The 25,554-nt window shown below is 74.4% G+C and carries 24 protein-coding genes; 11 read left to right on the forward strand and 13 right to left on the reverse strand.

Annotated elements, in window-relative coordinates; translation table 11 throughout:
- Window positions 1-14 precede the first annotated feature (14 nt).
- From BJ983_RS15035 to BJ983_RS15045, 3 genes are read left to right on the forward strand one after another with little or no spacing between them, the layout of a single operon-like run.
- Window positions 15-386 carry a hypothetical protein gene (locus tag BJ983_RS15035; protein WP_179794524.1) on the forward strand — a complete coding sequence of 124 codons (372 nt, stop codon included), beginning with the start codon at window positions 15-17 and terminating at the stop codon, window positions 384-386.
- Complete coding sequence (locus BJ983_RS15040) at window positions 379-768, forward strand: hypothetical protein (protein WP_179794525.1); 390 nt, start codon at window positions 379-381, stop codon at window positions 766-768. Before BJ983_RS15035 ends, BJ983_RS15040 begins: the two co-directional genes overlap by 8 nt.
- 12 nt (window positions 769-780) lie before the next feature.
- A complete protein-coding gene (locus BJ983_RS15045) occupies window positions 781-1,629 on the forward strand; it encodes an alpha/beta fold hydrolase (RefSeq protein WP_179794526.1) in 849 nt (282 codons plus the stop codon).
- A gap of 320 nt (window positions 1,630-1,949) precedes the next feature.
- Here BJ983_RS15045 and BJ983_RS15050 read toward each other — a convergent pair whose 3' ends face one another.
- Window positions 1,950-2,735, reverse strand: a complete 786-nt coding sequence (locus BJ983_RS15050; RefSeq protein WP_179794527.1) for a siderophore-interacting protein — start codon at window positions 2,733-2,735, stop codon at window positions 1,950-1,952.
- A gap of 63 nt (window positions 2,736-2,798) precedes the next feature.
- Between BJ983_RS15050 and BJ983_RS30865 the strand changes: the two genes are divergently transcribed.
- Both BJ983_RS30865 and BJ983_RS15055 read left to right on the forward strand, forming a co-directional pair.
- A complete protein-coding gene (locus tag BJ983_RS30865; protein ID WP_246325595.1) occupies window positions 2,799-3,161 on the forward strand; it encodes a trehalase-like domain-containing protein in 363 nt (120 codons plus the stop codon).
- Between the two features lie 58 nt (window positions 3,162-3,219).
- Window positions 3,220-4,665, forward strand: coding sequence for a glycoside hydrolase family 15 protein (locus BJ983_RS15055; RefSeq protein WP_246325596.1), 1,446 nt, complete (start codon window positions 3,220-3,222; stop codon window positions 4,663-4,665).
- 75 nt (window positions 4,666-4,740) lie between these two features.
- On the opposite strand, the gene BJ983_RS15060 is transcribed toward BJ983_RS15055, so the two are convergent.
- Entirely contained in the window at window positions 4,741-5,994 is a 1,254-nt protein-coding gene (locus BJ983_RS15060; protein ID WP_343054183.1) for a CoA transferase, read from the reverse strand.
- A gap of 71 nt (window positions 5,995-6,065) precedes the next feature.
- Here BJ983_RS15060 and BJ983_RS15065 point away from each other — a divergent pair, with 71 nt between their 5' ends.
- Complete coding sequence (locus BJ983_RS15065) at window positions 6,066-7,439, forward strand: FAD-binding oxidoreductase (RefSeq protein ID WP_179794528.1); 1,374 nt, start codon at window positions 6,066-6,068, stop codon at window positions 7,437-7,439.
- A gap of 58 nt (window positions 7,440-7,497) precedes the next feature.
- On the opposite strand, the gene BJ983_RS15070 is transcribed toward BJ983_RS15065, so the two are convergent.
- The 6 genes from BJ983_RS15070 to BJ983_RS15095 all read right to left on the reverse strand — a co-directional run bounded on the left by BJ983_RS15070 (window position 7,498) and on the right by BJ983_RS15095 (window position 13,038).
- A complete protein-coding gene (locus BJ983_RS15070; RefSeq protein WP_179794529.1) occupies window positions 7,498-8,160 on the reverse strand; it encodes a nucleoside/nucleotide kinase family protein in 663 nt (220 codons plus the stop codon).
- 85 nt (window positions 8,161-8,245) lie between these two features.
- The gene (locus BJ983_RS15075) at window positions 8,246-9,598 is read right to left on the reverse strand and encodes an MFS transporter (RefSeq protein ID WP_246325597.1); all 1,353 of its coding nucleotides are present in this window, start codon (window positions 9,596-9,598) and stop codon (window positions 8,246-8,248) included.
- A gap of 62 nt (window positions 9,599-9,660) precedes the next feature.
- The gene (locus BJ983_RS15080) at window positions 9,661-10,284 is read right to left on the reverse strand and encodes a hypothetical protein (protein WP_179794530.1); all 624 of its coding nucleotides are present in this window, start codon (window positions 10,282-10,284) and stop codon (window positions 9,661-9,663) included.
- On the reverse strand, window positions 10,230-10,781 hold the full coding sequence (locus tag BJ983_RS15085; protein WP_179794531.1) for a hypothetical protein: 552 nt from the start codon (window positions 10,779-10,781) through the stop codon (window positions 10,230-10,232). The genes BJ983_RS15080 and BJ983_RS15085 overlap by 55 nt, the downstream gene beginning before the upstream one ends.
- Window positions 10,782-10,921: 140 nt before the next feature.
- A complete protein-coding gene (locus tag BJ983_RS15090; RefSeq protein ID WP_179794532.1) occupies window positions 10,922-12,580 on the reverse strand; it encodes an acyl--CoA ligase family protein in 1,659 nt (552 codons plus the stop codon).
- Complete coding sequence (locus tag BJ983_RS15095; RefSeq protein WP_179794533.1) at window positions 12,577-13,038, reverse strand: Lrp/AsnC ligand binding domain-containing protein; 462 nt, start codon at window positions 13,036-13,038, stop codon at window positions 12,577-12,579. Before BJ983_RS15095 ends, BJ983_RS15090 begins: the two co-directional genes overlap by 4 nt.
- A 208-nt stretch (window positions 13,039-13,246) precedes the next feature.
- Between BJ983_RS15095 and BJ983_RS15100 the strand changes: the two genes are divergently transcribed.
- Window positions 13,247-15,571, forward strand: coding sequence for a transketolase-like TK C-terminal-containing protein (locus BJ983_RS15100; protein WP_179794534.1), 2,325 nt, complete (start codon window positions 13,247-13,249; stop codon window positions 15,569-15,571).
- A 13-nt stretch (window positions 15,572-15,584) separates the two neighbouring features.
- Here BJ983_RS15100 and BJ983_RS15105 read toward each other — a convergent pair whose 3' ends face one another.
- Complete coding sequence (locus BJ983_RS15105) at window positions 15,585-16,190, reverse strand: TetR family transcriptional regulator (protein WP_179794535.1); 606 nt, start codon at window positions 16,188-16,190, stop codon at window positions 15,585-15,587.
- Between the two features lie 53 nt (window positions 16,191-16,243).
- Here BJ983_RS15105 and BJ983_RS15110 point away from each other — a divergent pair, with 53 nt between their 5' ends.
- Window positions 16,244-17,641, forward strand: a complete 1,398-nt coding sequence (locus tag BJ983_RS15110; protein ID WP_179794536.1) for an FAD-dependent oxidoreductase — start codon at window positions 16,244-16,246, stop codon at window positions 17,639-17,641.
- A 13-nt stretch (window positions 17,642-17,654) separates the two neighbouring features.
- Here the strand turns inward: BJ983_RS15110 and BJ983_RS15115 are convergent, their stop codons facing one another.
- Together BJ983_RS15115 and BJ983_RS15120 are read right to left on the reverse strand one after the other, a co-directional pair.
- Entirely contained in the window at window positions 17,655-18,089 is a 435-nt protein-coding gene (locus tag BJ983_RS15115) for a rhodanese-like domain-containing protein (RefSeq protein ID WP_179794537.1), read from the reverse strand.
- Window positions 18,086-18,676, reverse strand: a complete 591-nt coding sequence (locus BJ983_RS15120) for a cysteine dioxygenase (RefSeq protein ID WP_246325598.1) — start codon at window positions 18,674-18,676, stop codon at window positions 18,086-18,088. The genes BJ983_RS15115 and BJ983_RS15120 overlap by 4 nt, the downstream gene beginning before the upstream one ends.
- A 273-nt stretch (window positions 18,677-18,949) precedes the next feature.
- Here BJ983_RS15120 and BJ983_RS15125 point away from each other — a divergent pair, with 273 nt between their 5' ends.
- Entirely contained in the window at window positions 18,950-22,684 is a 3,735-nt protein-coding gene (locus tag BJ983_RS15125) for an ABC transporter ATP-binding protein (RefSeq protein WP_343054185.1), read from the forward strand.
- Window positions 22,685-22,743: 59 nt separating this feature from the next.
- Here the strand turns inward: BJ983_RS15125 and BJ983_RS15130 are convergent, their stop codons facing one another.
- On the reverse strand, window positions 22,744-23,331 hold the full coding sequence (locus tag BJ983_RS15130) for a sortase domain-containing protein (RefSeq protein WP_218890288.1): 588 nt from the start codon (window positions 23,329-23,331) through the stop codon (window positions 22,744-22,746).
- Window positions 23,332-23,333: 2 nt separating this feature from the next.
- Entirely contained in the window at window positions 23,334-24,023 is a 690-nt protein-coding gene (locus BJ983_RS15135) for a CHRD domain-containing protein (protein ID WP_343054186.1), read from the reverse strand.
- Window positions 24,024-24,238: 215 nt separating this feature from the next.
- On the opposite strand from BJ983_RS15135, the gene BJ983_RS15140 reads away from it, so the two are divergent.
- The gene (locus BJ983_RS15140; protein ID WP_218890289.1) at window positions 24,239-24,829 is read left to right on the forward strand and encodes a sigma-70 family RNA polymerase sigma factor; all 591 of its coding nucleotides are present in this window, start codon (window positions 24,239-24,241) and stop codon (window positions 24,827-24,829) included.
- The gene (locus BJ983_RS15145; protein ID WP_179794539.1) at window positions 24,826-25,545 is read left to right on the forward strand and encodes a zf-HC2 domain-containing protein; all 720 of its coding nucleotides are present in this window, start codon (window positions 24,826-24,828) and stop codon (window positions 25,543-25,545) included. Before BJ983_RS15140 ends, BJ983_RS15145 begins: the two co-directional genes overlap by 4 nt.
- The last annotated feature ends 9 nt before the right edge of the window (window positions 25,546-25,554 follow it).

Here is a 25,554-nt window from a genome sequence, read left to right on the forward strand (position 1 = left end):
CCATACTGGGAACCGTGATCGTTCTCCTCGCCTGGGTCCTCGGCGTGGCGGGCCTGGCCTGGGCGCTCTGGTGCGCGGTGTCGGCCGCGGTGGACCAGGCGCCGACCTACCCCCACCGGCTCGGCCTCGTGGTGCTCGAGGTGCTCGCGCTCGTGCAGGCCGTGATCGCGGTCGTGCTGCTGGTCGTGTCGCCGGGGCGGGCGGCCGGGGCGGTCGCGGAGATCGTCGGGTACCTGATCGCCCTGCTCGTGGTGCTGCCGATCGGTGCCGCCCTGGCGTATGGCGAACGGAACCGGTACGGGTCGGTGGTGCTGGCGATCGCGGGCGTGACCTACGCGGTCCTGGTGCTGCGCACCACGCAGGTGTGGGACGTGACCGGTGTCTGAGCGCCGTATCGACAGCGGCCCGGGGAAGGTCCTGCTGGCCGTCTACGTGCTGTTCGCGATCTCGGCCGGTGCGCGGGCGCTCTACCAGATCGCGACCCAGTTCTCGGTCGCTCCGCTGGCCTACCTGCTGTCGGCGTTCTCGGCGGCGGTGTACATCCTCGCGGCGGTCGCGATCGGGCGCCGGCAGCGGCGACTGGCGCTGGTGGCGGTGTGGATCGAGCTGGTCGGGGTGATCGGGATCGGGTTGTTCACGCTGCTCGCACCGCAGGACTTCGCCGACGACACGGTGTGGACCGACTTCGGCATCGGCTACGGCCTCTTCCCGCTGATCCTGCCGATCCTGGGCCTCCTCTGGTTGTTCCGCTCTACCGATCGGTCCTGATACCGTACTGATGTGACCACGCACACGCTGTCGTTGCCCGGGGTCGAGCTCGTGTACGACGTGCTGGGCCCCGCCGGGGGTCGTCCCCTGGTGATGATCGGCCAGCCGATGACGGCGGAGGGCTTCCACTCCCTGGCGTCGCACCTCCCCGATCTCCGCGTCGTGCTCTACGACCCCCGCGGTCTGGGCCGCTCGGTCCGCTCGGACGGCGACGACACCTCCGTGCCCGAGGTCCAGGCCGAGGACCTGCACGCCCTCGTGGCCGAACTCGGCGGCGGGCCGGTCGACGTGTTCGCCTCCAGCGGCGGGGCGGTCACGGCCCTGGCCTGGGTGACGGCCCACCCCGACGACGTCGCGACCCTCGTCGCCCACGAGCCGCCGATCATCGGCGTGCTGCCCGACGCCGAGGCCGCGGAGCGTGGCTTCGACGGGTGGCGCAGGATCTACGCGGAGCGCGGCTGGGGTGCGGGGATGGCCGCGTTCATCGCCTACACGTCCTGGTCCGGCGAGTACACCGACGACTGGTTCGCGCAGCCCGACCCCGACCCGGCCATGTTCGGCATGCCGACCGAGGACGACGGCTCCCGCGACGACCCGCTGCTCAGCGACCGCGCGGTCGCGGTCGTCCGGTACCGGCCGGACCTCGAGGCGTTGCGGGCGGCGCCGACCCGCGTACTCCTCGCGGTCGGCGAGGAGACCGGTGACGCCTTCACCGCGCGCACGACGCGGGCCCTCGCCGAGCAGCTCGGTCAGGAGCCGGTCGTCTTCCCCGGCGGCCACGGCGGTTTCGGCGACGAGAACGGGCCGTGGCCCGGGCAGGCGAAGGCCTTCGCCGTGCGTCTCCGCGAGGTCCTGGCCTGACGCCGGCTCGGTGTGCGTCCCGCACACGGCCGGCGCGGGTCGTCCTCCATCTGCTCGCGCGTTGCGCCCCACATACGCGCCGCCGCCGAAGTGCACACCACGCATGCTCGCGGCGCCGTGGACCTGCCCCACGTGAATCTCGCGAACGCGACGAGCGCTGCTCCGCCCGCGAGGTCTACACCAGGCACGCGCGCAGCCCCCGGAACCTGCCCCTTGTGAACCTCGGCGCTTCGTCCCCACCGTGTGCGTCCCGCTATGCGCGCGCAGATGGAGGACGACCGACGCGGACCGTGTGCGCGCCGCAACGCAGCAGCCCGGGGTCAGCCGAGGCCGGTGCCCTCCACCCCGCGGCGCCAGTAGCCGTCGAGGTCGATCCACTCGGTCGGCATCAGGTCACGCAGGCGCCGACGGACGGGGCGCAGCGCCGACGCCTCGGCGCCCATCCACACCAGCCCCTCCCCCTCGGGCCGGGTCCACCCGTCCACGGCGTCGCCGAGCAGGGTCGTCGTCCCGGGTTCGGCGCCGTCCCGGTGCAACCACTGCACCGACATCCCCGCCGGTCCGTCCAGCGCCTGCTCCTCCGCGGCGTCCGCGACCTCGACGAACACGGTGCCCACGGCGTCCGACGGCAACGAACGCAGCCACCGCCCGAGCGCCGGCAGCGCGGTCTCGTCGCCGCCGAGGAGGTACCAGTCGCGCGGGTCGTGGCGCAGCGAGGAGCGCGGCCCGTACAGCCAGAGCGCCCCGCGCGGGTCCTCCACCCACGAGCCCGCGAGCCCGTGACCGTGCCGCACGAAGTCGACCTCGACGACCCCGTCGGACACCGACCGCAGCGTGTACTCCCGGTACGGACGCGGCCGTCCCGGCAGCGGAGCCGCCAGCCCCCGCGGGCCGATCTCGGGCCGCGCAGCCTCCGCACCCGCCGTCGGGAAGAAGAGCTTGGCGTGGTCGGTGGGGCCGGAGACCGGCAGGCCGTCGACGTCCCCCGCGAACCGCACGCGCCGCATCCGGGGGGTAACCTCGGAGACGTCGACGACCTCGACCCGCACCGGCTCGACGTCGTCGTGGGCCTGCGAGGAGATCACGGGAGCATTGCGGACGACCATGTCGGGTCACCGTAATCGGTGACGCAGCGCGACGAGGCGGCCACGTCGAGGCATCCTCCCGCCATGAACGTCGAGCCCCACGCGGGGAGCGCCTTCCCGCCGATCGCCGACTACGGGTTCCTCTCCGACTGCGAGACGACCGCGCTGATCGCCCCGAACGGCGCCGTCGAGTGGCTGTGCCTGCCGCGGATGGACTCGCCGAGCGTGTTCGGGGCGGTCCTCGACCGCGACGCGGGCACGTTCCGGCTGCACCCCGACGGTGCCGACGTCCCGGCCGCCCGCCGCTACGTGCCGGGCACGATGGTGCTGGAGACGACGTGGTGCACGCGGTCGGGCTGGCTGCAGGTGCTCGACGTCCTGCTGATGGGGCCGTGGCACCACGAGACGGAACGGTCGGGATCGCACCGGCGGGCGCCCACGGATTGACGCCGACCACGTCCTGCTCCGCGTCGCCCGCTGCATCTCCGGGCAGGTGCAGCTGCGGATGGAGTGTGCGCCGGTCTTCGACTACGGCCGCGAGCCCGCGCACTGGACCTATCCCGACGGCGGGTACCGCGCGGCCCGCGCGACCGGCGGCGGCACCGACCTGCTGCTGACCACCGACACCAACATCGGCTTCGAGGGCTCGCTCGCCACGTCGCGGACGCTGCTCAAGGAGGGCGAGTGGCGCTACGTCGCGCTCTCGTGGAGCGAGCACGCGCCGCCGGCCGACGTCGACGAGGCGCTCGAACGGCTCACCTGGACCGAGCACCACTGGCGGCACTGGCTCGACCGCGGCGACTTCCCCGACCACCGCTGGCTGCCCTACCTCCAGCGCTCCGCCCTGACGCTCAAGGGCCTGACGTTCGCCCCGACCGGCGCGATCGCGGCCGCGGCGACGACGTCGCTGCCGGAGACGCCGGGCGGCGGGCGGAACTGGGACTACCGGTACTCCTGGATCCGTGACTCGGCGCTCGCGCTGTGGGCGCTGTACGCGCTGGGCTTCGACTGGGAGGCCAACGACTTCTTCTACTTCGTCGCCGAGGCCGCCGAGGCCGCGGGCGGGCACCTGCAGATCATGTACGGGGTCGACGGGCGCTCGACCCTCGACGAGGAGGTGCTCCCCCACCTCGACGGGTACGAGGGCGCGTACCCGGTGCGGATCGGGAACGGGGCCTACGACCAGGCCCAGCACGACGTCTGGGGCGCCGCCGTCGGCGCGATCTACCAGTACGTCCGCAGCCGGGACCGGCTCGACGACCGTCTGTGGTCCATCGTCGTGACGCAGGTCGAGGCGGCGCTGGAGCACTGGCGCGGCCCCGGCCGCGGACCGTGGGAGGTGCGCGGCGAGCCGCAGCACTTCACCACGTCGAAGATCGCGTGCTGGCTCGCCGCCGACCGTGGGGCGCGCCTCGCCGTGCTGCGCGGCGACGCCAAGCGGGAGGACCGGTGGCGCCGGGCGGCGGAGGAGATCCGGGAGGACGTCCTCGCGCACGCCGTCGACGACCGCGGCGTGCTCTGCCAGCACTACGCGACGACGGGGCTGGACGCGTCGCTGCTGCTCATGCCGATCGTCGGCTTCCTCTCCCCCGACGACCCCCGCTGCCGCGCGACCGTGCTCGCGATCGCCGACGAGCTCACGCAGGACGACCTGGTGCTGCGCTACCTCGTCGAGGACACCGACGACGGGCTCTCCGGCGAGGAGGGCACGTTCACGATCTGCTCGTTCGCGCTGGTGTCGGCGCTGGCGGTGATCGGCGAGGTGGACCGCGCGACCGCACTGTGCGAGAAGCTGCTGTCGTCCGCCTCGTCGCTGCACCTCTACGCCGAGGAGATCGACCCGCACTCCGGGCGGCACCTGGGCAACTTCCCGCAGGCGTTCACCCACCTCGGCCTCATCCAGGCGGTGATGAACATCGTGCGCGCGGAGCGTCGGGCGGCGCGGCGCTGACCCCCTCGTGGCAGGAAAGCGTCGTTGCCGGCGTGTAGTGACAGCAACGACGCTTTCCTGCCACCGGGGCGAGGGTCAGGCCCACTCCGGGGTGTCCGCACCGAGCTCGTGCGCCGGCGCGGACCACGTCCCGCCGAACACCGGCGGCGGCACCTCGACGGCGTCGAGCGACTGCCGGACCGGCTCGACCGGCGGCGCGTCGGTGACCAGCTCCGGGTGCGCCCACAACCACTCGGCGGTGCGCGCGAGGGACAGCTCCCGGATCGAGCCGCCCCGCGTCGACCGCTCCGCGAGCCCGAGCAGCGCGGACGCGGCGACGAGGTAGCCCGTGGCGTGGTCGAGCGCCTGTGCGGGCAGGGCGCCGGGCCGTCCGTCGGTGCCGCACGCGACGGCGATCCCGCCCGCGGCCTGGACGATCGAGTCGAACCCGCGTCGCCCGGCCCAGGGACCGGTCCACCCCCACGCGTCGAGCCGCACGACGACGAGCCCCGGACGGCGGGCGAGCAGGTCCTCGGGCGCGAGGCCGAACCGGTCGAGCGCGCCGGGGCGGTAGCCGGTGACCACGACGTCCGCGCTCTCGGCCAGCTCCCGCAACCGCGGGTCGGACGCGTCGAGGACCGTCGTGCGCTTCCCGAGCCCCGTGTCGAGGTGCTGCGCCGGCAGCTCCGGCATCGACGGCGGGTCGACGCGCAGGACGTCCGCGCCGAAGAACGCCAGCGTGCGCGTCGCGACCGGTCCGGCGATCACGCGCGTCAGATCCAGCACCCGGGCCTTCCCGACGACGGGTGCGGCTCGCCCCTCGCGGCGCACGCGGACCAGCGGCTCGGCCGCGACCGCGCGATCCTGCTCCGTGGCCGCCCAGCTCGCCCGGTCGCGCACCGCCACCGCGATGCCGCCCCTCCCGACGACGAGCTCCTCCACCTCGAGGGCCGGGCGCGCGGCGATGGCCGCCGCGACCCCGTCGTCGTGAACACCGAGGGCGTCGAGCAGGTGGGCGCGGTGGTGGGGGTAGTTCGCGTGGGTGCGGACCCAGCCGTCGGCGGCGGGCCAGAAGCCCGAGAGCGGGGCGAAGCCGCCCGGCGTCGTGCCGTCGACGCGCAGCAGCTGGTCGGCGCGGAAGGAGCTGCCGACGCGGGCGGGATCGATCTCGGGCGCGCGCTGCCCGGCGGCCCCGGCCGCCGCGGCGACGGCGCCGAGCGCGAGCGCCTCGACCGGCAGCGGGCAGGCGAGCCCGGTGGAGGCGCCGGTCCAGCGCGGCTCCGGGGCCGGGCGGTCGGTGTCGAGGGAGCGCCAGAGGTCCTGCAGGGCCGCGTCAGCCGCGTCGATCACGCCGACGACGATGTGGCTTTCCCGGCGTTCAGTGCAAGCAGTGACGCAGTGCTTGCATCAGGATGCACGGCATGAGCGACCTGGGGCACCGGCTGGTCGAGCTGCTCGGCGCGGCACACGTCCTCGAGGGGACCGACTCCCCCGACGACGCGCACGACGAGTCGCTCGCCGTCGCGCACGGGACCCCGGCGTTCGTGGTGCGGCCGGCGAGCACGGCGGACGTCGTCGGGATCGTGGCCGCGTGCCGGGAGAGCGGGACGCCGATCGTCGCGCGGGGGTCGGGGACCGGGCTCTCGGGCGGGGCGAACGCCCCGGACGGTGCCGTGGTGGTCTGCTTCGACCGGCTCACCGACGTGACCATCGACGACGTCGACCACGTGGCGGTCGTCGGGCCCGGGGTCACCCTCGCGCAGCTCGACACGGCGGCGCGCGAGCACGGCCTGACCTACCCCGTCCGCCCCGGGGAGCAGAGCGCGTCGCTGGGCGGGACGGTCGCGACGAACGCGGGCGGCATGCACGCGGTGCGCTACGGGGTGACCCGCGCGCACGTGCTCGGGCTGGAGGCCGTGCTCGTGGACGGCACCGTGGTGCGGGCCGGCGGGCGCCTCGCGAAGGTGTCGTCGGGCTACGACGTGGTGCAGCTGCTCACCGGCTCCGAGGGCACGTTGGCGCTGGTCACGGCGGTGGTGGTGCGCCTCCAGCCGTTCCTGCCGGTGCGCCGGACCGTGCTCGCACCGTTCCCCGACCTCCCGACGACGACGGCGGCCGTCGCCCGCGTCGTCGGCTCCGGGCTGGCGCCCGCGCTCTGCGAGTACCTCGACGACCCGACGATGGAGGCCATCTGCGCCGCCGCCGACCTGTCGCTGGGCATCCCCGACGACGTCCGGGCCGAGGCCGACGCCTACCTCGTCGTCGAGCTCGTGGGCCGCCGGGCGGAGCGGGTGGACGAGGACCTCGCGGAGCTGGGCGAGCTGCTCACCGCTCTCGGCGCACCCGACGTGTACGCCCTGCCCGAGGGGTCCGCGCGCCGGCTCGTCGAGGCCCGCGAGCAGACGTTCTGGACGATCAAGGCGCGGGGTGCGGACGAGATCGTCGACGTCGTCGTCCCGCGCTCGGCGATGGCGGAGTTCATCGGGCGCTCCCGCGAGATCGGCGCCGCGTACGGGTCGCGGGTGCTCGGCTGCGGGCACGCCGGCGACGGCAACGTGCACTTCGCGGTGTTCCAGCCCGACCCCGACGCGTTGGAGAGCACGCTGCACGAGATCCTCGCGGCGGGCGTGGCGCTCGGCGGGGCCGTCTCCGGCGAGCACGGCGTCGGGCGGGCGAAGGCGGCGGCGCTGGCCGAGCTCGGCGACCCCGGCGCGCTCGCCGTGATGCGCCGCGTCCGGGCCGCGCTCGACCCGGACGGGCTGCTCAACCCGGGATGCGGGGTCACCCCCACGTGACAGGAGAGCGTCGTTGCTGCCACCGGACGACAGCAACGACGCTTTCCTGCCACGGGGGTCAGGGCGTCTTGAGCGCCGGCCGGTCCGGGTGGTCGGCCAGGATCACGAACGGCACCAGGTCCTGCGGGGCGACCTCGTCGTCGTACCGCGCGTAGGCGGGCAGCGTCCACGCCTCGTCGTCGGGAGTGCGGCGGGCGAGAGCGGCCGCCGACATCGCGACGTGCACCTCCAGCTCGGCCGGGAGACCCCGCCCGAGCAGCAGCGGGCCGTCGACGAGCACGACGCCGCCCGGACCGAGCGGCACCCGCTCGGCGCGCACGGCGCGGTCGGTCGCCACGTCCCACAGCCGCGGCAGCACCGGCTTCCCGACGACGGCGGGGGCGAGGACCTCGCGCACGAGGGCGCCGGCGTCGAGCCAGTCGTCGTAGAAGGAGTCCGGGTCGGTGCGGCCGCGTTCGAGCCGCACCGACGCGGGGCGCAGGAAGTCCCACGCCGACACCCGCAACACCGGCCGGGACAGCCGTTGCAGGCGGTCGACCAGCCCGTCGGCCCACCGGTCCGGCCGGGCCGCGGCCGCGCCGTCCACGAGGACCCGCACCGCTCCCGGGGTCGAGCTCCGCTGCGCTCCGTCTCCCGACCCGCCGTCGGGAAGGGGCAGCGCGTGCACGGCCTCGACGAGCCGGTCGAGCAGGACGTCCGGGGCGAGGGGGGCGATCGACATCGCCTCCACGATCCCAGGCCACCGCCGTGGCGACCTGCTGACGTCGGGTGTCAGCGGTGGCACACCGCTGACACCCGCGCGCCGCTCAGGCCTGCGCCCGCTCCCCCTCGACCACCGGCACGGTCGACCCGTCCTCGGAGTGCTCGTCGTACTCGTCCGGCGGCTTCGGGTGCATCAGGAGGAGCGCGATCAGCGACACCACCGCGCAGCCGATGATGTAGATCGAGATCCAGAACGTGCCACCGGTGGCGGCGAGCACCGCCGTCGCGATCAGGGGCGCCGGACCGCCCGCCGTGATCGAGGCGAGCTGGTAGCCGAGGCCGGCACCGGTGTAGCGGACGCCGGTGCCGAACGACTCCGAGATCAGCGCCGCCTGGGGTCCGTACATCATGTCGTGGAAGACCAGGCCCAGGATCATCCCGAGGACGACCAGTGCCCCGACCCGCGTATCGAGCAGCGCGAAGTACGGGAACGCGTAGAGCCCGGTCAGCACGACCCCCGCGCCGTAGACCAGCCGACGGCCGAGCACGTCGGAGAGCCACCCGAAGAACGGCACGCTCACGATGCCGATCAGGGCGGCGACGATGAGGTAGAGCAGCAGGTCGGCGCGCTGCAGCTTCAGCTGCTGCGTGCCGTAGACCAGCACGAACGAGGTGAACAGGTAGAACGGGGCCTGCTCGGCGGTGCGGACGAACAACGCCTTGAGCACGTCGCGCCACTGGTACTTGAGCGTCTCGACCAGCGGCAGCTTCACCACCTTGCCGCTCGAGCGCACGGCGGCGAACGCGGGTGACTCGAGCACCGTCAGGCGCACGACCAGGCCGATCGCGATGAGCACGATCGAGGCGATGAACGGCCACCGCCACCCGCCGTTCAGGAAGTCCGGGCCGGCGAACGCCCAGACGACGAAGGTGCCGGTCGCGAGCCCGATCGGCACGCCCGCCTGCGGCCAGGCCGCCATCAGGCCGCGCTGGCGCCGGTGCCCCCACTCCATCGCCATGAGCACCGAGCCGCCCCACTCGCCGCCGACGCCGATGCCCTGCAGCACGCGCAGCACCGTCAGCAGGACGGGCGCCCAGACGCCGATCGTGTCGTAGGTCGGCAGCAGCCCGATGAGCACGGTCGCGCCACCCATGATCAGCAGCGTCGCGACGAGCGAGTACTTGCGGCCGATCCGATCGCCGTAGTGCCCGAAGATCGCCGCTCCGAGGGGACGGGCGGCGAAGCCGACGAACTGGGTGGAGAACGCGAGCAGGACGCCGCCCGAGGACGAGTTGTTGAAGAACAACGGGCCGAACACGAGGGCGGCCGCGGTGTTGTAGAGGAAGAAGTCGTACCACTCGATGGTGGTGCCGACGGTGCTGGCGACGACGGCACGGCGCTTGATGCGCCGTCGGGCGACGGGATCGTTCAGCTGGGCTGCTGCAGCATCGGCCATGGCGAAGCATGGTGCGCGTCACACCCACACGGATGCAACGGGAACTTCACAGGACGGAAGAGTCAGATCACCGCGAAGCGGTCGGTCAGCTTCTGACCGTCCGAACGGCTGATCACGCACGAGACCAACCGGCCGCCGGACGAGCCCGAAGCCGTGCCGTTGGGCTCGTCGAACACGGCCTGCGCCGGCACCACCGCCGCGACCCGCAGGTCGGACTTGTCGACCCCGCCCGACGACTCCGCCACCTGCCCGGAGGCGACCACCATCGCGCAGAACGCCCGCCCGTAGTCCGCGAACGCCGCGGCGCCGGGGTAGCTCACCTCGCGGCTGGAGTTCAGCGGCGTGCCGGTGCCGACCACCTCGACGTCGTGCGGATCGCCGCAGGGAGTGTTCGTCGAGTCCGTGTAGGCGGTCCCGGCCCCGAGGGTGCCCGTGGCGCACTGCCCGTCGAACAGCGTGAACGCGGGCAGGTCGCCGCCCGGCCCGAAGGTGTAGACGTCGGGCTGCGAGGAGAACGGCCGCCAGCCCCCCACCAGCGCGCCCGCGGCGAACACCACGAGGACCAGCAGGACCGCCGCCGCCCCCGTGAGGAGGCGGCGGTCGCGGAGGGCGCCGGGGAGCTCCAGTGGTCTCAGCTCTCCTGGTCCACGTGCAGCGCCTGCTGCTCGGCGCCCTCGGTCGGCCACTCGTTCTCCACCGCGGAGACCTCGCCGATCCGGTCGTCGGCCGGCAGACCGGTCTCCTCGGCGGCGTCCGCCGCGGACGACAGCCCGACCTGCACCTCGCCCTCGACCTGCGCCTCGACGGCACCGTCGGGGTCGAGCGGGTCGGCGATCGGGGCGCCCGAGGTGCCGAGGTCGCCCACACCGTCGACGGCGTTCTCCGGGTCGTCGACCGACTCGTCGAGCTCCATCGCCGGGGTCGCCGCGACGGGGCGGCCCGGGGGCTCCTCGATGCCGTCGGTGACGTCGGGCTCCTCCTGCGGGAGGCGGTACGCGATGGTGTCGCGCTCCTCGGCGTTGTCGTCCCCGCCGAGCTTGACGTCGCGGCTGTAGTCCTCCGCGGTGTCCATGCCGTCCTCGAGCGGGTCGGCGCCCATCCGGTCCTCGTCGAGCACGACCGACGGCTCGTCGTCGAGGGGGCTGGTGTCGTTGTCGACGACGGCCTCGTACTGCTCACTCACGGCGGTTCTCGCTCCCGGTAGGTCGAGTGCATCGTGCACGGTCGGGAGTGCGTTCCCCACAGGGGGTGTGGCTAACGCCAGGTGAGCAGAAAGTGGGCCTATAGCCCCACTTTCTGCTCACCTGCGCTTCGCGCACACGGCTAGATCTTCCGCTCCCGCCCGCCCCACTCCTTGGCCCGCAGCTCGAACTTCTGGATCTTGCCGGTGGAGGTCTTCGGGAGCTCGTCGATCACCTCGACCTCGCGGGGCGCCTTGTAGCGCGCGATCTGCGTCTTCACGTGCTCGACGACGTCGTCCGGCTCGACCGACTGCCCCTGCCGCAGGGTGATGAACGCCTTGGGCCGCTCGCCCCAGCGCTCGTCGGGGACGCCGACGACGGCCGCCTCGAGCACGGCCGGGTGCGAGAGCACCGCCTGCTCCACCTCGACGGTCGAGATGTTCTCGCCACCGGAGATGATCACGTCCTTGGCGCGGTCGCGGAGCTCGACGTAGCCGTCCGGGTGCATCACGCCGAGGTCGCCGGAGTGGTACCAGCCGCCGGCGAACGCCTTCGCCGTCGCCTCGTCGTCGCGGTAGTAGCCGCTCATCACGTTGTTGCCGCGCATGACGATCTCGCCCATCGTCGTGCCGTCGGCCGGCACGTCGACCAGCTGCACCGACGCCCAGTCGGGGACGTCCTCGTCGAGGGTCTCCACCACCCGCACCGGGTCGGCCTGCACCATCGCGACGCCCTGGCGGGCCTGCAGCCTCGCGCGCTCGGTCGGCTCGAGCGACGCCCAGTCGTCCTGCCACTGGCACACCGTGTAGGGCCCGTAGACCTCGGTGAGCCCGTAGACGTGCACCACGCGGAACCCGAGGCGCTCCATCTCGAGGATCGTCGTCGGGCTGGGCGGCGCACCCGCCGTCGTGACGACGAGCTGGTAGTCGAGCTGGCGCGCCTCGGCCGCGTTCATGATCGTCGTGACGACGGTCGGGGCGCCGTTGAGGTGGGTGACGCGGTGCTCGCCGATGAGCGCCCAGATCGCGTCGCCGCGCACCTCGCGCAGGCAGACGTGGGTGCCGCCGATCGCGGTGATCGCCCACGGCGTGCACCAGCCGTTGCAGTGGAACATCGGCAGCGTCCAGAGGTAGACGCTCGACGGGTCGTGGTAGCTGTGCACGATCTCGCCGAAGGAGTTCAGGTACGCACCGCGGTGGTGGTACTGCACGCCCTTGGGCTTGCCGGTGGTGCCGGACGTGTAGTTGATCGTGATGGTCGAGCGCTCGTCGTCGATCTCCCACGAGAGGTCCCCGCCGTCGCTGCCCTCGTCGCCGCGCGCGAGCAGCCCGGCGTAGCCGTCGTCGGAGGACCCGGCGTCCGGGCCCTCCGGGTCGGTGTGGACGACGATCTCGCGGACCGTCTCCAGCGACTCGCGGATCGGGTCGACCGCTCCCAGCAGCGTCGAGTCGACCACCAGCACCGTCGCGCCGGAGTGGTCGAGGATGTAGCGGACCTCCTCGGCGGAGAGCCGCGTGTTCACCGCGACGAGGATCGCGCCGGCCAGCGGCACCCCGAAGTGGGCGTGCAGCATCGCCGGGACGTTCGGCAGCAGGCACGCGACCCGGTCGCCCGGCTGCACCCCCGAGGCCCGCAGCCCGCGCGCCAACCGCTGCGCGTCCCGGGCGAACTCGGCGTAGGTCCAGTGCGACGCCCCGTGGACGATCGCGGTCTTGTCCGGGTACACGGACGCCGACCGCTGCAGGAACGACAACGGCGTCAGTTCGGTGATCCACGTCTGGCTCGTCACGCCCGGAATCATGCCCGCGTCCAGCGCCCCAGCACCATCAGTGTCTTCGTGCCGGTGATCGTCCCTGCGCGGCGTAGCCGGTCGATCACGCGCTGCAGGTCGGCGAGGTCGCGGGCCCGGACCTGCACGAGCGCGTCGGGGTCACCCGCGATCGTGTAAACGGCCTGCACCTCGGGGACGGTCGACGCCGTGGAGACGATGTCCCCGACCGGCGTGCTCCCCGCGTAGCGCACCTCCGTGAACGCCTCGACCGCCCAGCCCAGCCGGGCCGCGTCGACCTGCACGGTGAACCCGGTGATCACGCCGATCTCGCGGAGCCGGTCCACCCGCCGCTTCACCGCCGCGACCGACAGCCCGAGGCGGGGCGCCATGTCGGAGAACGTGCGGCGTCCGTCCTCGCGCAGCAGGGCTAACAGGCGGTGGTCGGTGTCGTCGACGTCGGCGGTACCGGCACTGCGGGGCTCGTCCACGCAACGAATCCTCGCCGAACGCCCCGATCGGCGTCGAGCTTTGCGCGTGGAGGGGGTCCGGCTTGTCCGAAGGTGCGGCCGATGGGTTCGATGACGATCCGACGCGCCGTCCCACCGGAGCCGGCCGTCGGTGAACGGTCGCCCGCGGGGTCACCTCCCCGCCGGCCCACCGTCCGTCCCGCCCTCCCACGTCCTCCGGAGCCCTGCGATGACCGCGCGCGTCACCGAGCCGACCACGACGACCCCGACGCTCGAGGCCCTCGCCGACGTGGAACGCCGCGTGCTCTGGCTCGCGACCGCGATCGTCGACCACGCCAACCGCGTGCGCCCCAACCCGGGCGGGCTCAAGGTCGGCGGTCACCAGGCGTCGTCGGCGTCGATCGTCTCGATCATGACGTCGCTGTGGTTCGGGAAGCTGCGCGCCGAGGACCGGGTCTCGGTCAAGCCGCACGCCTCCCCGGTGCTGCACGCGATCAACCACCTGCTCGGCCGCCTCGACGAGGGCTTCCTGACGACGTTGCGCGAGCGGGGCGGCCTGCAGTCCTACCCGTCGCGCTCGAAGGACCCCGACCCCGTCGACTACTCCACCGGCTCGGTCGGCATCGGCGCGACCGCCCCGATCTGGGGCGCGATCGCCCGCCGCTACGCCGAGGGCGTCGGCGGCCGCGCCGGCACCGGCCGGCAGTTCTCCCTGGTCGGCGACGCGGAGCTCGACGAGGGCGCGGTCTGGGAGGCCGTGCTCGACCCCATGGTCCGCGAACTCGGCGAGATCACCTGGATCGTCGACTTCAACCGCCAGTCCCTCGACCGCGTCGTCCCCGACATCTCCGCCACCCGCCTGCAGGGCCTGTTCGAGGCCGCCGGATGGCAGGTCCTCACCGTCAAGTACGGCCGCGTGCTCACCGAGCTGTTCGCCCGCGAGGGCGGCGACGCGCTGCGCCGCCGCATCGACACGATGACCAACCCCGAGTACCAGCGCCTGCTGCGCTGCACCCCCGCGCAGCTGCGCGAACGGCTCCCCCAGGGCCTTCCCGACGACGGGCCGCGCCTGGCAGCGCTGCTGGAGACGATCGACGACGACGGGGTCCACGCCGCGATCCGCAACCTCGGCGGCCACGACCTGGGCGCCCTGCTCGACGCCTACGCCCGCATCGACGACACCCGCCCCACGGTGATCTTCGCCTACACCGTGAAGGGCTACGGCCTCGCGACCCAGGGCCACCCGCAGAATCACTCCTCGCTGCTGTCCGAGCCGCAGATGCGCGAGCTCGCCGCCCACCTCGGCGCCGACCTCGACGACCCGTGGGCGCCCCTGCCCCGGGGCGGCGCGGCCGCCGAGCTCGCCGCCGCCGTCGCGGCCCGACTGGAGCGACCCGGCGTCGGGACTGCCCCGGCGGTGAGCGTCCCGGCCGACCTGGGGCGCCCGCCGTCGGGAACGGGCAACACCCAGCAGGCCCTCGGCCGCGCCCTGCTCGATCTCACCCGCTCCGCTCCCGAGGCTGCCCGCCGCGTCGTCACCTGCTCGCCGGACGTCGCGTCGTCGACCAACCTCGGCGGCTGGCTGAACAAGGTCGGCTCGTGGGCGGCCTCGGAGCGGCGGGACTGGTTCGACGACGACGCCGAGACGATCCTGCACTGGCGCGAGCGGCCCACCGGGCAGCACATCGAGCTGGGGATCGCCGAGACGAACCTGGTCGGGCTGCTGGGCGAGCTGGGCGCGACGTGGTCGCGGTGGGGCGAACCGCTGCTGCCGATCGGGGTGCTCTACGACCCGTTCGTCTCCCGCGCCCTGGAACCGTGGTCGTTCGGGATGTACGCGGGCGGGCAGTCGATCCTGGTCGGGACGCCGAGCGGGGTGTCGCTCGCGCCCGAGGGCGGGGCGCACCAGTCGATCTCCACGCCGTCGATCGGGCTGGAGCAGCCGGGCTGCGTCGCGTTCGAGCCGGCGTTCGCGATCGAGGTGACGTGGTGTCTGCTCGACGGGCTGTCCCGGCTCGGGCGCCCCGACGGCTCGTCGTCGTACCTGCGGCTGTCGACGGCGCCGGTCGACCAGTCGCTCGCCGCGGTCCCCGAGGACCCAGCGGCGCGGGAGGAGCGGCGGCGGCAGGTCGTGGCGGGCGGGTACGTGCTGCGGCGCTCCCCCGAGCGACCGCGCGTGACGATCGCCGCCATGGGCCCGACGGTGCCGAACGCGCTCGCGGCCGCCGACCGGCTCGGTGCGCTCGGCATCCCGGCCGACGTCGTCGTTGTCACGAGCGCCGACCGGCTGTTCCGCGCCGTGCGGGCGCGGCGCTCCGACACCGGCGACCCGTCGTGGATCCTCGACGCCTGCTTCCCGGTCGACCGGGCGGCACCGCTGATCACGGTGCTCGACGGGCACCCGCACACCCTCGCATTCCTCGCGGGCGTGCACGGGGTGCGCGCGGAGCACCTCGGCGTCAGCGGCTTCGGGCAGTCCTCCGACCTCGCCTCGGCGCACGCCCTGCACGACATCGACGCGGACGCGATCGTCAGGTGCGCTGCGCGCCTGTGAGCACTTCCGGTCGCTATCGCGACCGGAAGTGCTCACATGCGGCCTGCCGCACCCGCTCCAGGACCGCCTCCTCGGGCTCGCCGGCGATCACCCGGCCCACCAGCTCGGCGACGAGCACGCGCACGATCCCGGCGAGCCGGGCCGCCTCGAGGCGGGCGTCGAGCCCGTCGTCGTCGGGATCGGCCTCCTGCGCCTCCGCCACGAGGACCGCCGCGAGGGCCGCCTCCTGGTCGGCGAGCATCGACCGGCCGCGGGCCTGCAGCGCGGGGCTCGCCGCGATCGCGTGCACGAAGTCGGCGCTGCCGAAGCCGAGCGGCGGCCAGCGGGCGTCGAGCCCCTCCAGGTACGCCTCGCGCACCGCCCCCGCCGGCGTCGTCCCGGCTGGGCGGCGGGAAACCACCTCCGCGAGCAGGGCGACGATCTCCGGCGCCCGGTCGAAGAACAGGTCCTCCTTGAGCGGGAAGTAGTTCGTCACCGTCATCTTCGCGACCTCGGCCCGCTCCGCGATCTGCGCGATCGTCGTCGCCTCGAAGCCCTGCTCGATGAACAGCTGCGTCGCGACGGCCGAGATGTGCGCGCGCGTCGCCTGCTTCTTCCGCTCCCGCAGCCCCTGCACCACGTCCCGACTCTATCTGCTTGACCTATCGTTAGGTCGAGCCTAATTTCAGGTTCATGACAACCACGCACGAGGTCCTCGTCGTCGGCGGCGGCCCGGTCGGGCTCCTGACGGCGGCCGAGCTCGCCCTGGCGGGGGTCGACGTCGCCGTCCTCGAACGGCGCACCGAGCCGGACCGGACGATCAAGGCGGGCTCCGTCGTCGCCACCGCGGTGCACGCAATGGACCGCCGCGGCCTGCTCGAGCGGGGACTGGAGGTCCAGCAGCGGTTCCTCGCCGGCCTCCTGCGCCCGACGACGGGCCGCGGACCGAGGTTCGCGGGGCACCTCGCCGGGATCCCGCTGCGGCTCGACCTCATGGACCTCCCCGACGCCGGACACGGCCCGGTCCCGATGCTCCTCGCGATCCCGCAGCACGAGCTCGAGGCGATCCTGCTCGACCACGCGACCGCCCTCGGCGTGCCGATCCACCGCGGGCTCACGACGACGGACGTGGTCGAGTCGGCCTCGGGCGTCACCGTCGCGACCGACCGCGGGGAGTGGACGGCCTCCTGGGTGGTGGGCGCGGACGGCGGGCGCAGCGTCGTCCGCCGCGCGGTCGGGGTCGGGTTCCCGGGCACCGACCCGGAGATCACCGGCCGCCAGGCCCTCGTCGACCTCGCCGACGCCGACGGCCTGGAGTTCGGCTGGCAGCACGGCCCGCACGGGGTGTGGTGCGTCGGCCCGCAGCCCGGACGCATCCTCACCGTGGAGTTCGACGGCCCGCCCGCCGACCGGGACGCGCCCGTCACGGCCGAGGAGCTGGAGAAGTCGCTGCAGCACGTGTCGGGCACGCAGGTGCGGGTCACCGCCGTCCACAGTGCGACCCGGTGGACCGACAACACCCGGCAGGTCGACGCCTACCGGCACGGCCGGGTGCTCCTCGCCGGGGACGCCGCGCACGTGCACCCGCCGTTCGGTGGCCAGGGGCTCGGGCTGGGCCTGTCCGACGCGATGAACCTGGGCTGGAAACTCGCCGCCGTCGTCCGCGGGCAGGACCCGGAGTCGCTGCTCGACACCTACGACGCCGAGCGCCGTCCGGCGGCCGCCGCGGTCCTCGACCTGACCCGGGCGCAGGTCGCCCTGATGCGGCCCGACCCGAAGACGATCGCGCTGCGTCGGTTCGTGGGTGACGCGCTGGCCACCCGTCCCGGGGCGACCGCCGCGGCCCGCCTGCTCGCCGGCCCCGAGGTGCACGCCCCGATCGCGCAGCCGGGCGACGACCCGCTCGTCGGCCGGCTGGCGCCCGAGACGGTGCTCGACGACGGCCGTCGGCTCGCCGAGGTCGCGCGGGACGGCCGGTGGACGCGCGTGGTGACCGCGGAGGGCCCGGCGTCGGACGAGCGCACCACGGTCGTCCGCGGTCCGCGGGCGATGCTGGTCCGCCCGGACGGGGTGTGCGCTGCGCGCAGGTGAGCAGAAAGTGGGGCTATGACCCCACTGAGTGCTCACCTGCGCGCAGCGCATAGTCCGGGGGCTCGCCGGTCCCGGGGGCGCTCGGGAGGCCGGCCTCCTGCCAGGCCCGGAAGCCGCCGACGACGTCGGTCGCGCGGTGGATGCCGAGGTCCTGCAGCGCCGCCGCCGCCAGGGAGGACGTGTAGCCCTCCGAGCACAGGACGACCCAGGCGACGTCGTGGTCGGTGGCCTCGGGGATCCGGGCCTCCGACGTCGGGTCGAGGCGCCACTCGAGGTGGTTGCGCTCGATGACGACGGCGCCGGGCACCTCGCCCTCCGCGACCCGTTGCCAGCCCGGGCGGATGTCGACGAGCTTCCCGCCCTCGGCCACCACGCGGGCGGCCTCGGCCGCCTCCAGACGGTTCAGCCGGGCGCGGGCGGCCGCGAGGACGTCGGCGATCGTGGTCACTCGGGTGATGCTCCCGGTTCGACGAGCTCGGAGCGCGTCCGGGTGAGGGTGCCGCGCTCGACGCCGTAGTAGGACATCGCCGAGAGCGGCGGCGAGTACGCGTGCACGCTGACGGCGGCCTCGGTGCGGCGGTTGGACACGTCGTGGACGTGCCCCAGCGGGAAGGCCGCGCCGGAACCCGCCGTCAGGACCCGGCGGCGCAGCCCGGGGCCGCGCGAGGCGATCTCCTCCGCGGTGGCGAGGTGGTCGTCGGCCTGCCCGGCGCTCCAGCGCCATTCGGTCAGCTCACCGCTGACCACGGTGAGGGCACCGATCGAGCCGCCGTGGTCGTGGAGCTCCGCGGCCTGCTCGGTGGCCCAGCTGATCAGCCAGACGTCGAGGTGCGGGTCGGCGTGCAGCCGCCGCGACCAGCGGTTCGCCGCGTCGATCTGGACGGCGTGGTGGCCGGCCACGACCTCGGCGGCGACCTGGCGGGTCAGCGAGGTGAGGTCCGCGAGGCTCACCGGGGTGGGGCCGTCGTGCCAGCGGCGACGGTCGCCGTGGAGGGTGCGGGGCAGGAAGGACGGGGCAGGCAGCACTGCGGTCATGACGACGCCTCACGGGGGTGCGCGGCGGGGTGGACCCGGCCGCGGGAGACGTTCCCCGGGGCAGACGGCCGCGCAGGGAACGGAGGGCGTTCGTCAGCGACAGAACTGGTCGAACATGTGCGCGCGCCGGCTGACCCAGAACGGGTCGATGCGGACGCGGAGCTGCACGTGACATTGTTACCACGATCTCCGACGAGCACGCTGTCGGACCCCCCACCTAGCCTGGCTGATGTGCCGGACTCCGAGAGACCCAGCGACGGGACCACCGGATGGGTGTCCCGTCTCGCGCGGGACTGCTGGCGCCACCGCGGGCTGACCGTCGCGTCGGTGGGCGCGTCGGTGCTGGGGGTGAGCCTGGAGTCGGTCGGCCCGCTGCTCACCGCCGTGGCGGTCGACCGGGCGGTCCGGGGCTCCACCGAGGGGCTCGGGCTGATCGTCGGGGCCGTCGTCGCGCTGGCGGTCGTCAAGTTCGGCATGGCCTTCCTGCGGCGCTACCTCGGCGGACGGCTCTCGCTGTCGGTGCAGCACGACCTGCGCCGGCGGGTGTTCGGGTCGATCTCGCGCCTCGACGGGCCCCGCCAGGACGCCCTGCGCACCGGCCAGGTGGTATCCCGTGCGAACTCCGACCTGCAGCAGGTCCAGGGCCTGCTCGGGATGGTGCCGTACTCGGTGGGCACGCTCGCGCAGGTCGTCGTGTCCGTGGTGATCATGCTGTTCCTGTCCCCGCTGCTCACGCTGGTCGCCCTGGTGACGCTGCCGGTGGCGCTCGCCTTCACCACCGTGATGCGCCGCAAGCTCTACCCCGCCACCTGGGCCGCGCAGCAGCGCGCCGCCGAGGTCGCGCAGGGCGTGGAGGAGACGGTCACCGGGGTCCGGGTGGTCAAGGGCTTCGGGCAGGAGGAGCGGGAGACCGCGCGGCTGGCCCGGCTCGCGGGCGAGCTGTACGGCGACCGGCTGCGGGCCGCCCGTCTCACCGCGCGCCTCACCCCCACGCTCGCCGCGCTGCCGACGGTCGGCCAGCTCGTGGTGTTCGCCCTCGGCGGCGGGCTCGCGCTGACCGGGCAGATCACCGTCGGCGTGTTCCTCGCCTTCACCACCTACATCGCCGCCCTGATCGGGCCCGCCCGGATGGTCGCGGGCCTCGTCGTCGTCGGCCAGCTCGCCCGCTCCGGGGTCGAGCGCGTGTACGAGCTGATCGACTCGCAGCCGGACATCGTCGCCGACGCCGAGGCGCCGCAGCGCGTGCCCGTCCCGGCCGGTCCGGTGCCGGTCGAGCTCGACGACGTCCGGTTCGGGTACGCCCGCTCGGAGCCGGTGCTCGACGGGCTCTCGCTGCGGGTCGAGCCGGGCGAGACCCTCGCGGTGATCGGGACGGCGGGCTCGGGCAAGTCGACGATCGCCCTGCTCATCCCCCGGTTCTACGACGTGCAGCAGGGGGCGGTGCGCGTCGGCGGGACCGACGTGCGGGACCTGTCGCTCGCGTCGCTGCGGCGCACCGTCGGCGTCGTGTTCGAGGAGGCGTTCCTCTTCTCCGACACGGTGCGCGCGAACATCGCCTACGGCTGCCCGGACGGGACCGACGAGCAGGTCCGCGCCGCGGCCGTCGCCGCCCAGGCCGACGGCTTCGTCTCCGAGCTCCCCGACGGCTACGACACCCGGGTCGGCGAGCGGGGGCTGACGCTCTCCGGCGGTCAGCGCCAGCGGATCGCCCTCGCCCGGGCGCTGCTCTACGACCCCCGCGTGCTCGTCCTCGACGACGCGACCAGCGCCGTCGACGCCACCACCGAGGCCGCCATCGGCGAGACGCTGCGCGCCGTCACGGCCACGCGCACCACCCTGGTGATCGCCCACCGCCGCTCCACGCTCGCCCTCGCCGACCGCATCGCGGTCCTCGACGCGGGCCGGGTGGTCGACGTCGGCACCACCGCGGAACTCACCGAGCGGTGCCCGCTGTTCACCGCCCTGCTGGCCGGTCCCGGCGAGCGGATCGACGAGGCCGTCCGCCGCCCGGAGCCCGACCTGCCGGGTCCGGACGGGGTGACCCCGGCGCTGTGGCCGGACGCCCCGCCCCCGGACGGCGCGGACGCCCCGGCCGGCGACCGCGGGGTCGCCAGCGGGCTCGACGGCAGCGTCGCCTCGCCGGAGATGGAGTCCGCGCTGGCGAAGCTGCCGGCCGCCGACGAACGCCCGGACCTGCACGGCGAGGACCCGACGGCGCCCGACCCGGGGTTCCGCCTCGGCCGTCTGCTGCGCCCCGTCCGGTGGGCGCTCGCGGGGGTCATCGGCCTGGTCGCGCTCGACGCCCTCGCGACGCTCGCCTTCCCCACCCTCGCGCGGGTCGCGGTCGACGGCGGCATCAACGGCCGCTCCCCCACGGTGCTGGCCGTCGCGGTCGGCATCGGGCTGGCGGTGGTGCTCGTCGACTGGGTCGTCGTCTGGTTCCAGACGGTGCTGACCGCGCGGGTCGGCGAGAGCCGGCTCTACCTGCTGCGCGTCCGCAGCTTCGCCCACCTGCAGCGTCTGGGCCTCGACTTCTACGAGCGCGAGCTCGGCGGCCGGATCATGACGCGGATGACGACGGACGTCGACGCCCTGTCGTCGTTCCTGCAGACGGGGCTGGCGCAGGCCGTGGTGGCCCTGCTGACCGTGCTCGGGGTGGCCACCGCCCTGCTGCTCACCGACGTGGAGCTCGCCCTCGTGGCGCTGTCGGTGATGCCGGTGCTCATCGTCGCGACGCTGGTCTTCCGGCGCCTGTCGTCGCGGGCCTACACCGAGGCCCGGGAGCGGGTCAGCGTCGTCAACGCCGACCTGCAGGAGAACGTCGCCGGGCTGCGCGTCGCCCAGGCCCACACCCACGAGGAGCGCTCGGCGGCCGACTTCGCCGACCGCTCCGACGCCTACCGCCGGGCCCGGCTGCGGGCCCAGCGGCTGATCGCCACCTACTTCCCGGGCGCGAACCTGCTCTCCGACGTGGCCCAGGCGGCCGTGCTCGGGGTGGGCGCGGCGCGCGTGGCCGGCGGCGACCTGTCGTCGGGCGTGCTGGTCGCGTTCCTGCTCTACCTCGCGATGTTCTTCGGGCCGGTCCAGCAGCTCTCGCAGGTCTTCGACGGCTACCAGCAGGCCCGCGTCGGCCTCACCCGGATCTCCGAGCTCCTGCGCACGCCGACCACCGTGCCGGCGCCCGCCGACCCGGTGCCGGTGCGGTCGCTGCGCGGCGACGTCGAGCTGCGCGACGTCGGGTTCTCCTACGCCGGCTCCGACGGCACGCCCGCCCTGACCGGGGTGTCGCTGCACGTCCCGGCCGGCCGCACGGTCGCCCTGGTCGGCGCGACGGGTGCGGGCAAGTCGACGGTGGTGAAGCTCGTGGCGCGGTTCTACGACGCGACCGCGGGCGCCGTGCTGATCGACGGGGTCGACGTCCGCGACTACGACCTCGCGGGCCTGCGCCGCCGGCTCGGGGTGGTGCCCCAGGAGGCGCACCTGTTCGTCGGGGACGTGGCGTCCAACATCGCCTACGGGCGTCCCGACGCCACGCCCGCCGAGATCGAGGAGGCGGCCCGCCGGGTCGGCGCGCTCGACGTGGTGTCCTCGCTGCCCGCGGGCTTCCACCAGCCGGTGGGTGAGCGGGGCGGCGGGCTCTCGGCCGGGCAGCGCCAGCTCGTCGCCCTGGCCCGCGCCGAGCTGGTCGACCCGGCGCTCCTGCTGCTCGACGAGGCCACCGCGGCGCTCGACCCGGCCACGGAGTCGGCCGTGCTCGCCGCGGGCGACCGCGTCGCCGCCCGCCGGACGACCTTCGTGGTCGCCCACCGGCTCGCCACCGCCGCGCGGGCCGACCACATCGTGGTGCTGCACGACGGCCGCATCGTCGAGGAGGGCGGCCACGACGAGCTGCTGGCCCGCGACGGGCGCTACGCGCTGCTGTGGCGGACGGGCGCGGCGACCGCGGACGACGCGGAGGAGCTCGTGGAGCGCGACACCGTGGAGGTGGGCTCGGGAACGGGGTCGTGACGCCCCCTCGACGCCACGACCCCGTCACCCAGGCCTCCGCACGCACCCCCGGTGACGGTTCAGATGCGGACCGTGTGCACGACGAGGTTGTCGGTGTAGCTGCGCGCGCCCCGGTCGAAGGACCCGGCACACGTCACCAGGCGCACCACGTCGTCGGCGGTGGCGCCGAAGACCGCGAACGTCGGGAACCGGTCCTTCGCCACCTGCTCGCTCCGGGTCACCGCGTAGCGGGCGAGGGTGCCGTCGGCCCGGCCCACCTCGACGACGTCCCCGGGCCGCAGGTCGCGCAGGCGGTAGAACACGGCGGGCCCGGAGCGGGAGTCGACGTGCCCGAGCAGCACGGTCGGCCCACGACCGGCCGCGCCGTCGAACCAGCCGACGCGGGCGAAGTCGGCCGGGACCTCCGCCGTGCCGTCCCCGGCGAGGCCGAGGCGCTGCACGTCGTCGCGCTCCACCCCGATGGCGGGCACCCGCACCGACACGGGCGCGGACCCGTCGACGGGCCCCGGGGCCGTCCCGACGGCGGCTGGGGCACCACCCGTCGTCGGGACCGGGCCGGAACAGGCCGCGAGGAGCAGCACCGCTCCGAGCACCGCACCGAGGAGCGGCCGGACGCCCGCCGCGACCCGTCGTCGGGACGGGCTCACGCTCAGGCCCTCGACCGCCGGTAGGCGACCGCACCGGCCGCGCCGGCCGCGACGATCGCCGCGGCACCGAGGGCGATCGGGGCGGCGGAGTCGTCGCCACCGCCGGCGCCGGTCTCGACCCCACCCATCGGCACGGGGGTGAGCTGGCCGCGCACGGTGCCCGCGGTGAAGTCGGCGGTGTGCGTGTCACCGAAGAACGCGGCCGGGTTCGCCTCGATCTGCTTGAGCGAGAACCCGGTGCCGCTGTCCTGGCCGTTCGCCATCACCCCGGTGGTGAACGGGCCCTGCAGGCAGCCGGAGCTGGTGCGGACCTCACCGTCGCCCTGCGGGTTCGGGAACGCGACCCGCGGCGGGCCGGAGGCGCCGGCCGCGGCCTCGTGGATGTGCGTCGCCGTGCGGGCCGGGCTCTGGTACTCGCCGGTGACGCCGGAGAGCCGCAGGTCGTAGCAGATGACCTCCTCGTCGGAGTTGATCCGGTAGTCGAAGGTGCCGGTCGCGCCCGGCTGACCGGGGGCGGGCTGGCCGTTCTGCCCGATCACCGTGTCGGGGGTCGCCATGACGGTGAACATGCTCGTGAAGCTCGAGGGCTCGTCGACCTGGCCGTCCTGGGCGAGCGCCGCGCCACCGGAGAGCGCGAGCGCGCCGACGGTGAGGGCGGACAGGGCGGCGAGCCTGACGGGAGTGCGGCGCACGGGTCCTCCTGGGGTGTTCGTCCGTTTCCTCCCGTCCCTACGGACCGTCCGCCGGCGGCGTTGACCGGATTCCGGGGAAATGTCCTCAACGCCGCGGACCCCGCCGCCGTACCCACCTCGGGCGAACGAGGGAGAGCGATCATGACGACGGGTCCGGCGTGACCGCGATGTCCGCTTCCGCCCCGCCACACGCGCCGTCCGACACCATGGCGCCGGTGCGGGCGACCCGGGGGGCCGAGGCGAGCGACACCGACGGTGGTGTCGTCGCCGCGCTCGACCTGCGCCGCACCGCCGACCTCGAGGTCGCCTACCGGACCCATGCGGCCGAGCTGCACCGCTTCGCGACGCGCCACCTGCGGGACGCGGCCGCCGCCGCCGACGTGGTGCAGGAGGTCTTCGTCCGCGCGTGGCGGCACGCCGAGCGCTACGACGCGGCCGTGGCGAGCCTGCGGGTGTGGCTGTTCACGATCGCCCGGAACCTGGTGGTCGACCAGGTCCGCCGCGACCGCGCCCGTCCCGGGCTGCCCACCGACCCCGGGATCCTCGGTGAGGTCGCCGACCGGGCGTCGCGGGAGCCGCGGCGCACGTTCAGCGACGACCTCGTCACCGCCTGGTTCCTGGAGGACGCCCTGGGCCGGATCGGGCCCGACCAGCGCGTGGCGATCGTCGAGACCGCGTTGCGCGGGCGCCGCTACGCGGAGGTCGCCGAGGAGCTCGGCGTCCCGGTCGGCACACTGCGCAGTCGCGTGTTCCACGGCCTGCGGAACCTGCGCGCGATCATGGACGACACGGGAGTGCCGCTGTGAACCCCTCCCCCGGGAGCCCGGAGCACCGGGACCTCGTCGAGCGCCTCGGGGCCTACGCCCTCGACGGGCTGGACGCGACCGAGCGCCGGGAGGTCGACGCGCACCTGGCGACCTGCCCGTCCTGCCGCGCCGAGCTCGCCGCGATCGCCCCGCTCGCCGCTCCTCTCGGCGGGCTCGACCCGGACCGGCTCGACGTCGACCGGCACGCCGAGCCCGCCCCACCGGGCTTCGACGGGGTCCTGCGCCGTGTGCGCGCGGAGGAGACCCCGGACGTCGCGGAGGCACCGGCGACGGTGTCGGCCCTGCCCGTACCCCGCCGTCCCCACGCCCGCCTCCTCGTCGCCGCGGGCGTCGTCGTGCTCGCCCTGGCCGGCGGTGTCGTGGGCTACGGGCTCGGCGTGCGGGAGGCGCAGGGTCCGCGGGAGCCGGTGTCCGTGCAGGCCCTCGTGCCCGGCGTCGAGGCCGACGCCGCGACGGTCCCGCACACCTGGGGCGTCGAGGTGGTGCTGACCGCGCGGGGGTTCGACCCCGGGCGCACCTACCTCGTCGCCGTGACCGACCGGGAGGGGCGGGCGGTCGGCGCGGGCGCGTTCGTCGGGACCGGGGACACGGAGATGATCTGCCGGCTCAACTCGCCGGTCCTGGCGCAGGAGGCGACCGGCTTCGTCGTGACGACGGGGCAGGGCGAGGAGGTGCTCCGGTCCCGGTTCGTGTGACGTGTTCGT

This window comes from Actinomycetospora corticicola (assembly GCF_013409505.1).
In the GTDB taxonomy this organism is placed as follows: Bacteria; Actinomycetota; Actinomycetes; order Mycobacteriales; family Pseudonocardiaceae; genus Actinomycetospora; species Actinomycetospora corticicola.

Coding starts and splice junctions, on each gene's coding strand:
- BJ983_RS15050 (WP_179794527.1), bottom strand. CDS start 2,735: ATGGTCGTCCGCAATGCTCCCGTGATCTCCTCGCAGGCCCACGACGAC.
- BJ983_RS30865 (WP_246325595.1), top strand. CDS start 2,799: ATGAACGTCGAGCCCCACGCGGGGAGCGCCTTCCCGCCGATCGCCGAC.
- BJ983_RS15055 (WP_246325596.1), top strand. CDS start 3,220: ATGGAGTGTGCGCCGGTCTTCGACTACGGCCGCGAGCCCGCGCACTGG.
- BJ983_RS15065 (WP_179794528.1), top strand. CDS start 6,066: ATGAGCGACCTGGGGCACCGGCTGGTCGAGCTGCTCGGCGCGGCACAC.
- BJ983_RS15070 (WP_179794529.1), bottom strand. CDS start 8,160: ATGTCGATCGCCCCCCTCGCCCCGGACGTCCTGCTCGACCGGCTCGTC.
- BJ983_RS15075 (WP_246325597.1), bottom strand. CDS start 9,598: ATGGCCGATGCTGCAGCAGCCCAGCTGAACGATCCCGTCGCCCGACGG.
- BJ983_RS15090 (WP_179794532.1), bottom strand. CDS start 12,580: ATGATTCCGGGCGTGACGAGCCAGACGTGGATCACCGAACTGACGCCG.
- BJ983_RS15100 (WP_179794534.1), top strand. CDS start 13,247: ATGACCGCGCGCGTCACCGAGCCGACCACGACGACCCCGACGCTCGAG.
- BJ983_RS15110 (WP_179794536.1), top strand. CDS start 16,244: ATGACAACCACGCACGAGGTCCTCGTCGTCGGCGGCGGCCCGGTCGGG.
- BJ983_RS15120 (WP_246325598.1), bottom strand. CDS start 18,676: ATGACCGCAGTGCTGCCTGCCCCGTCCTTCCTGCCCCGCACCCTCCAC.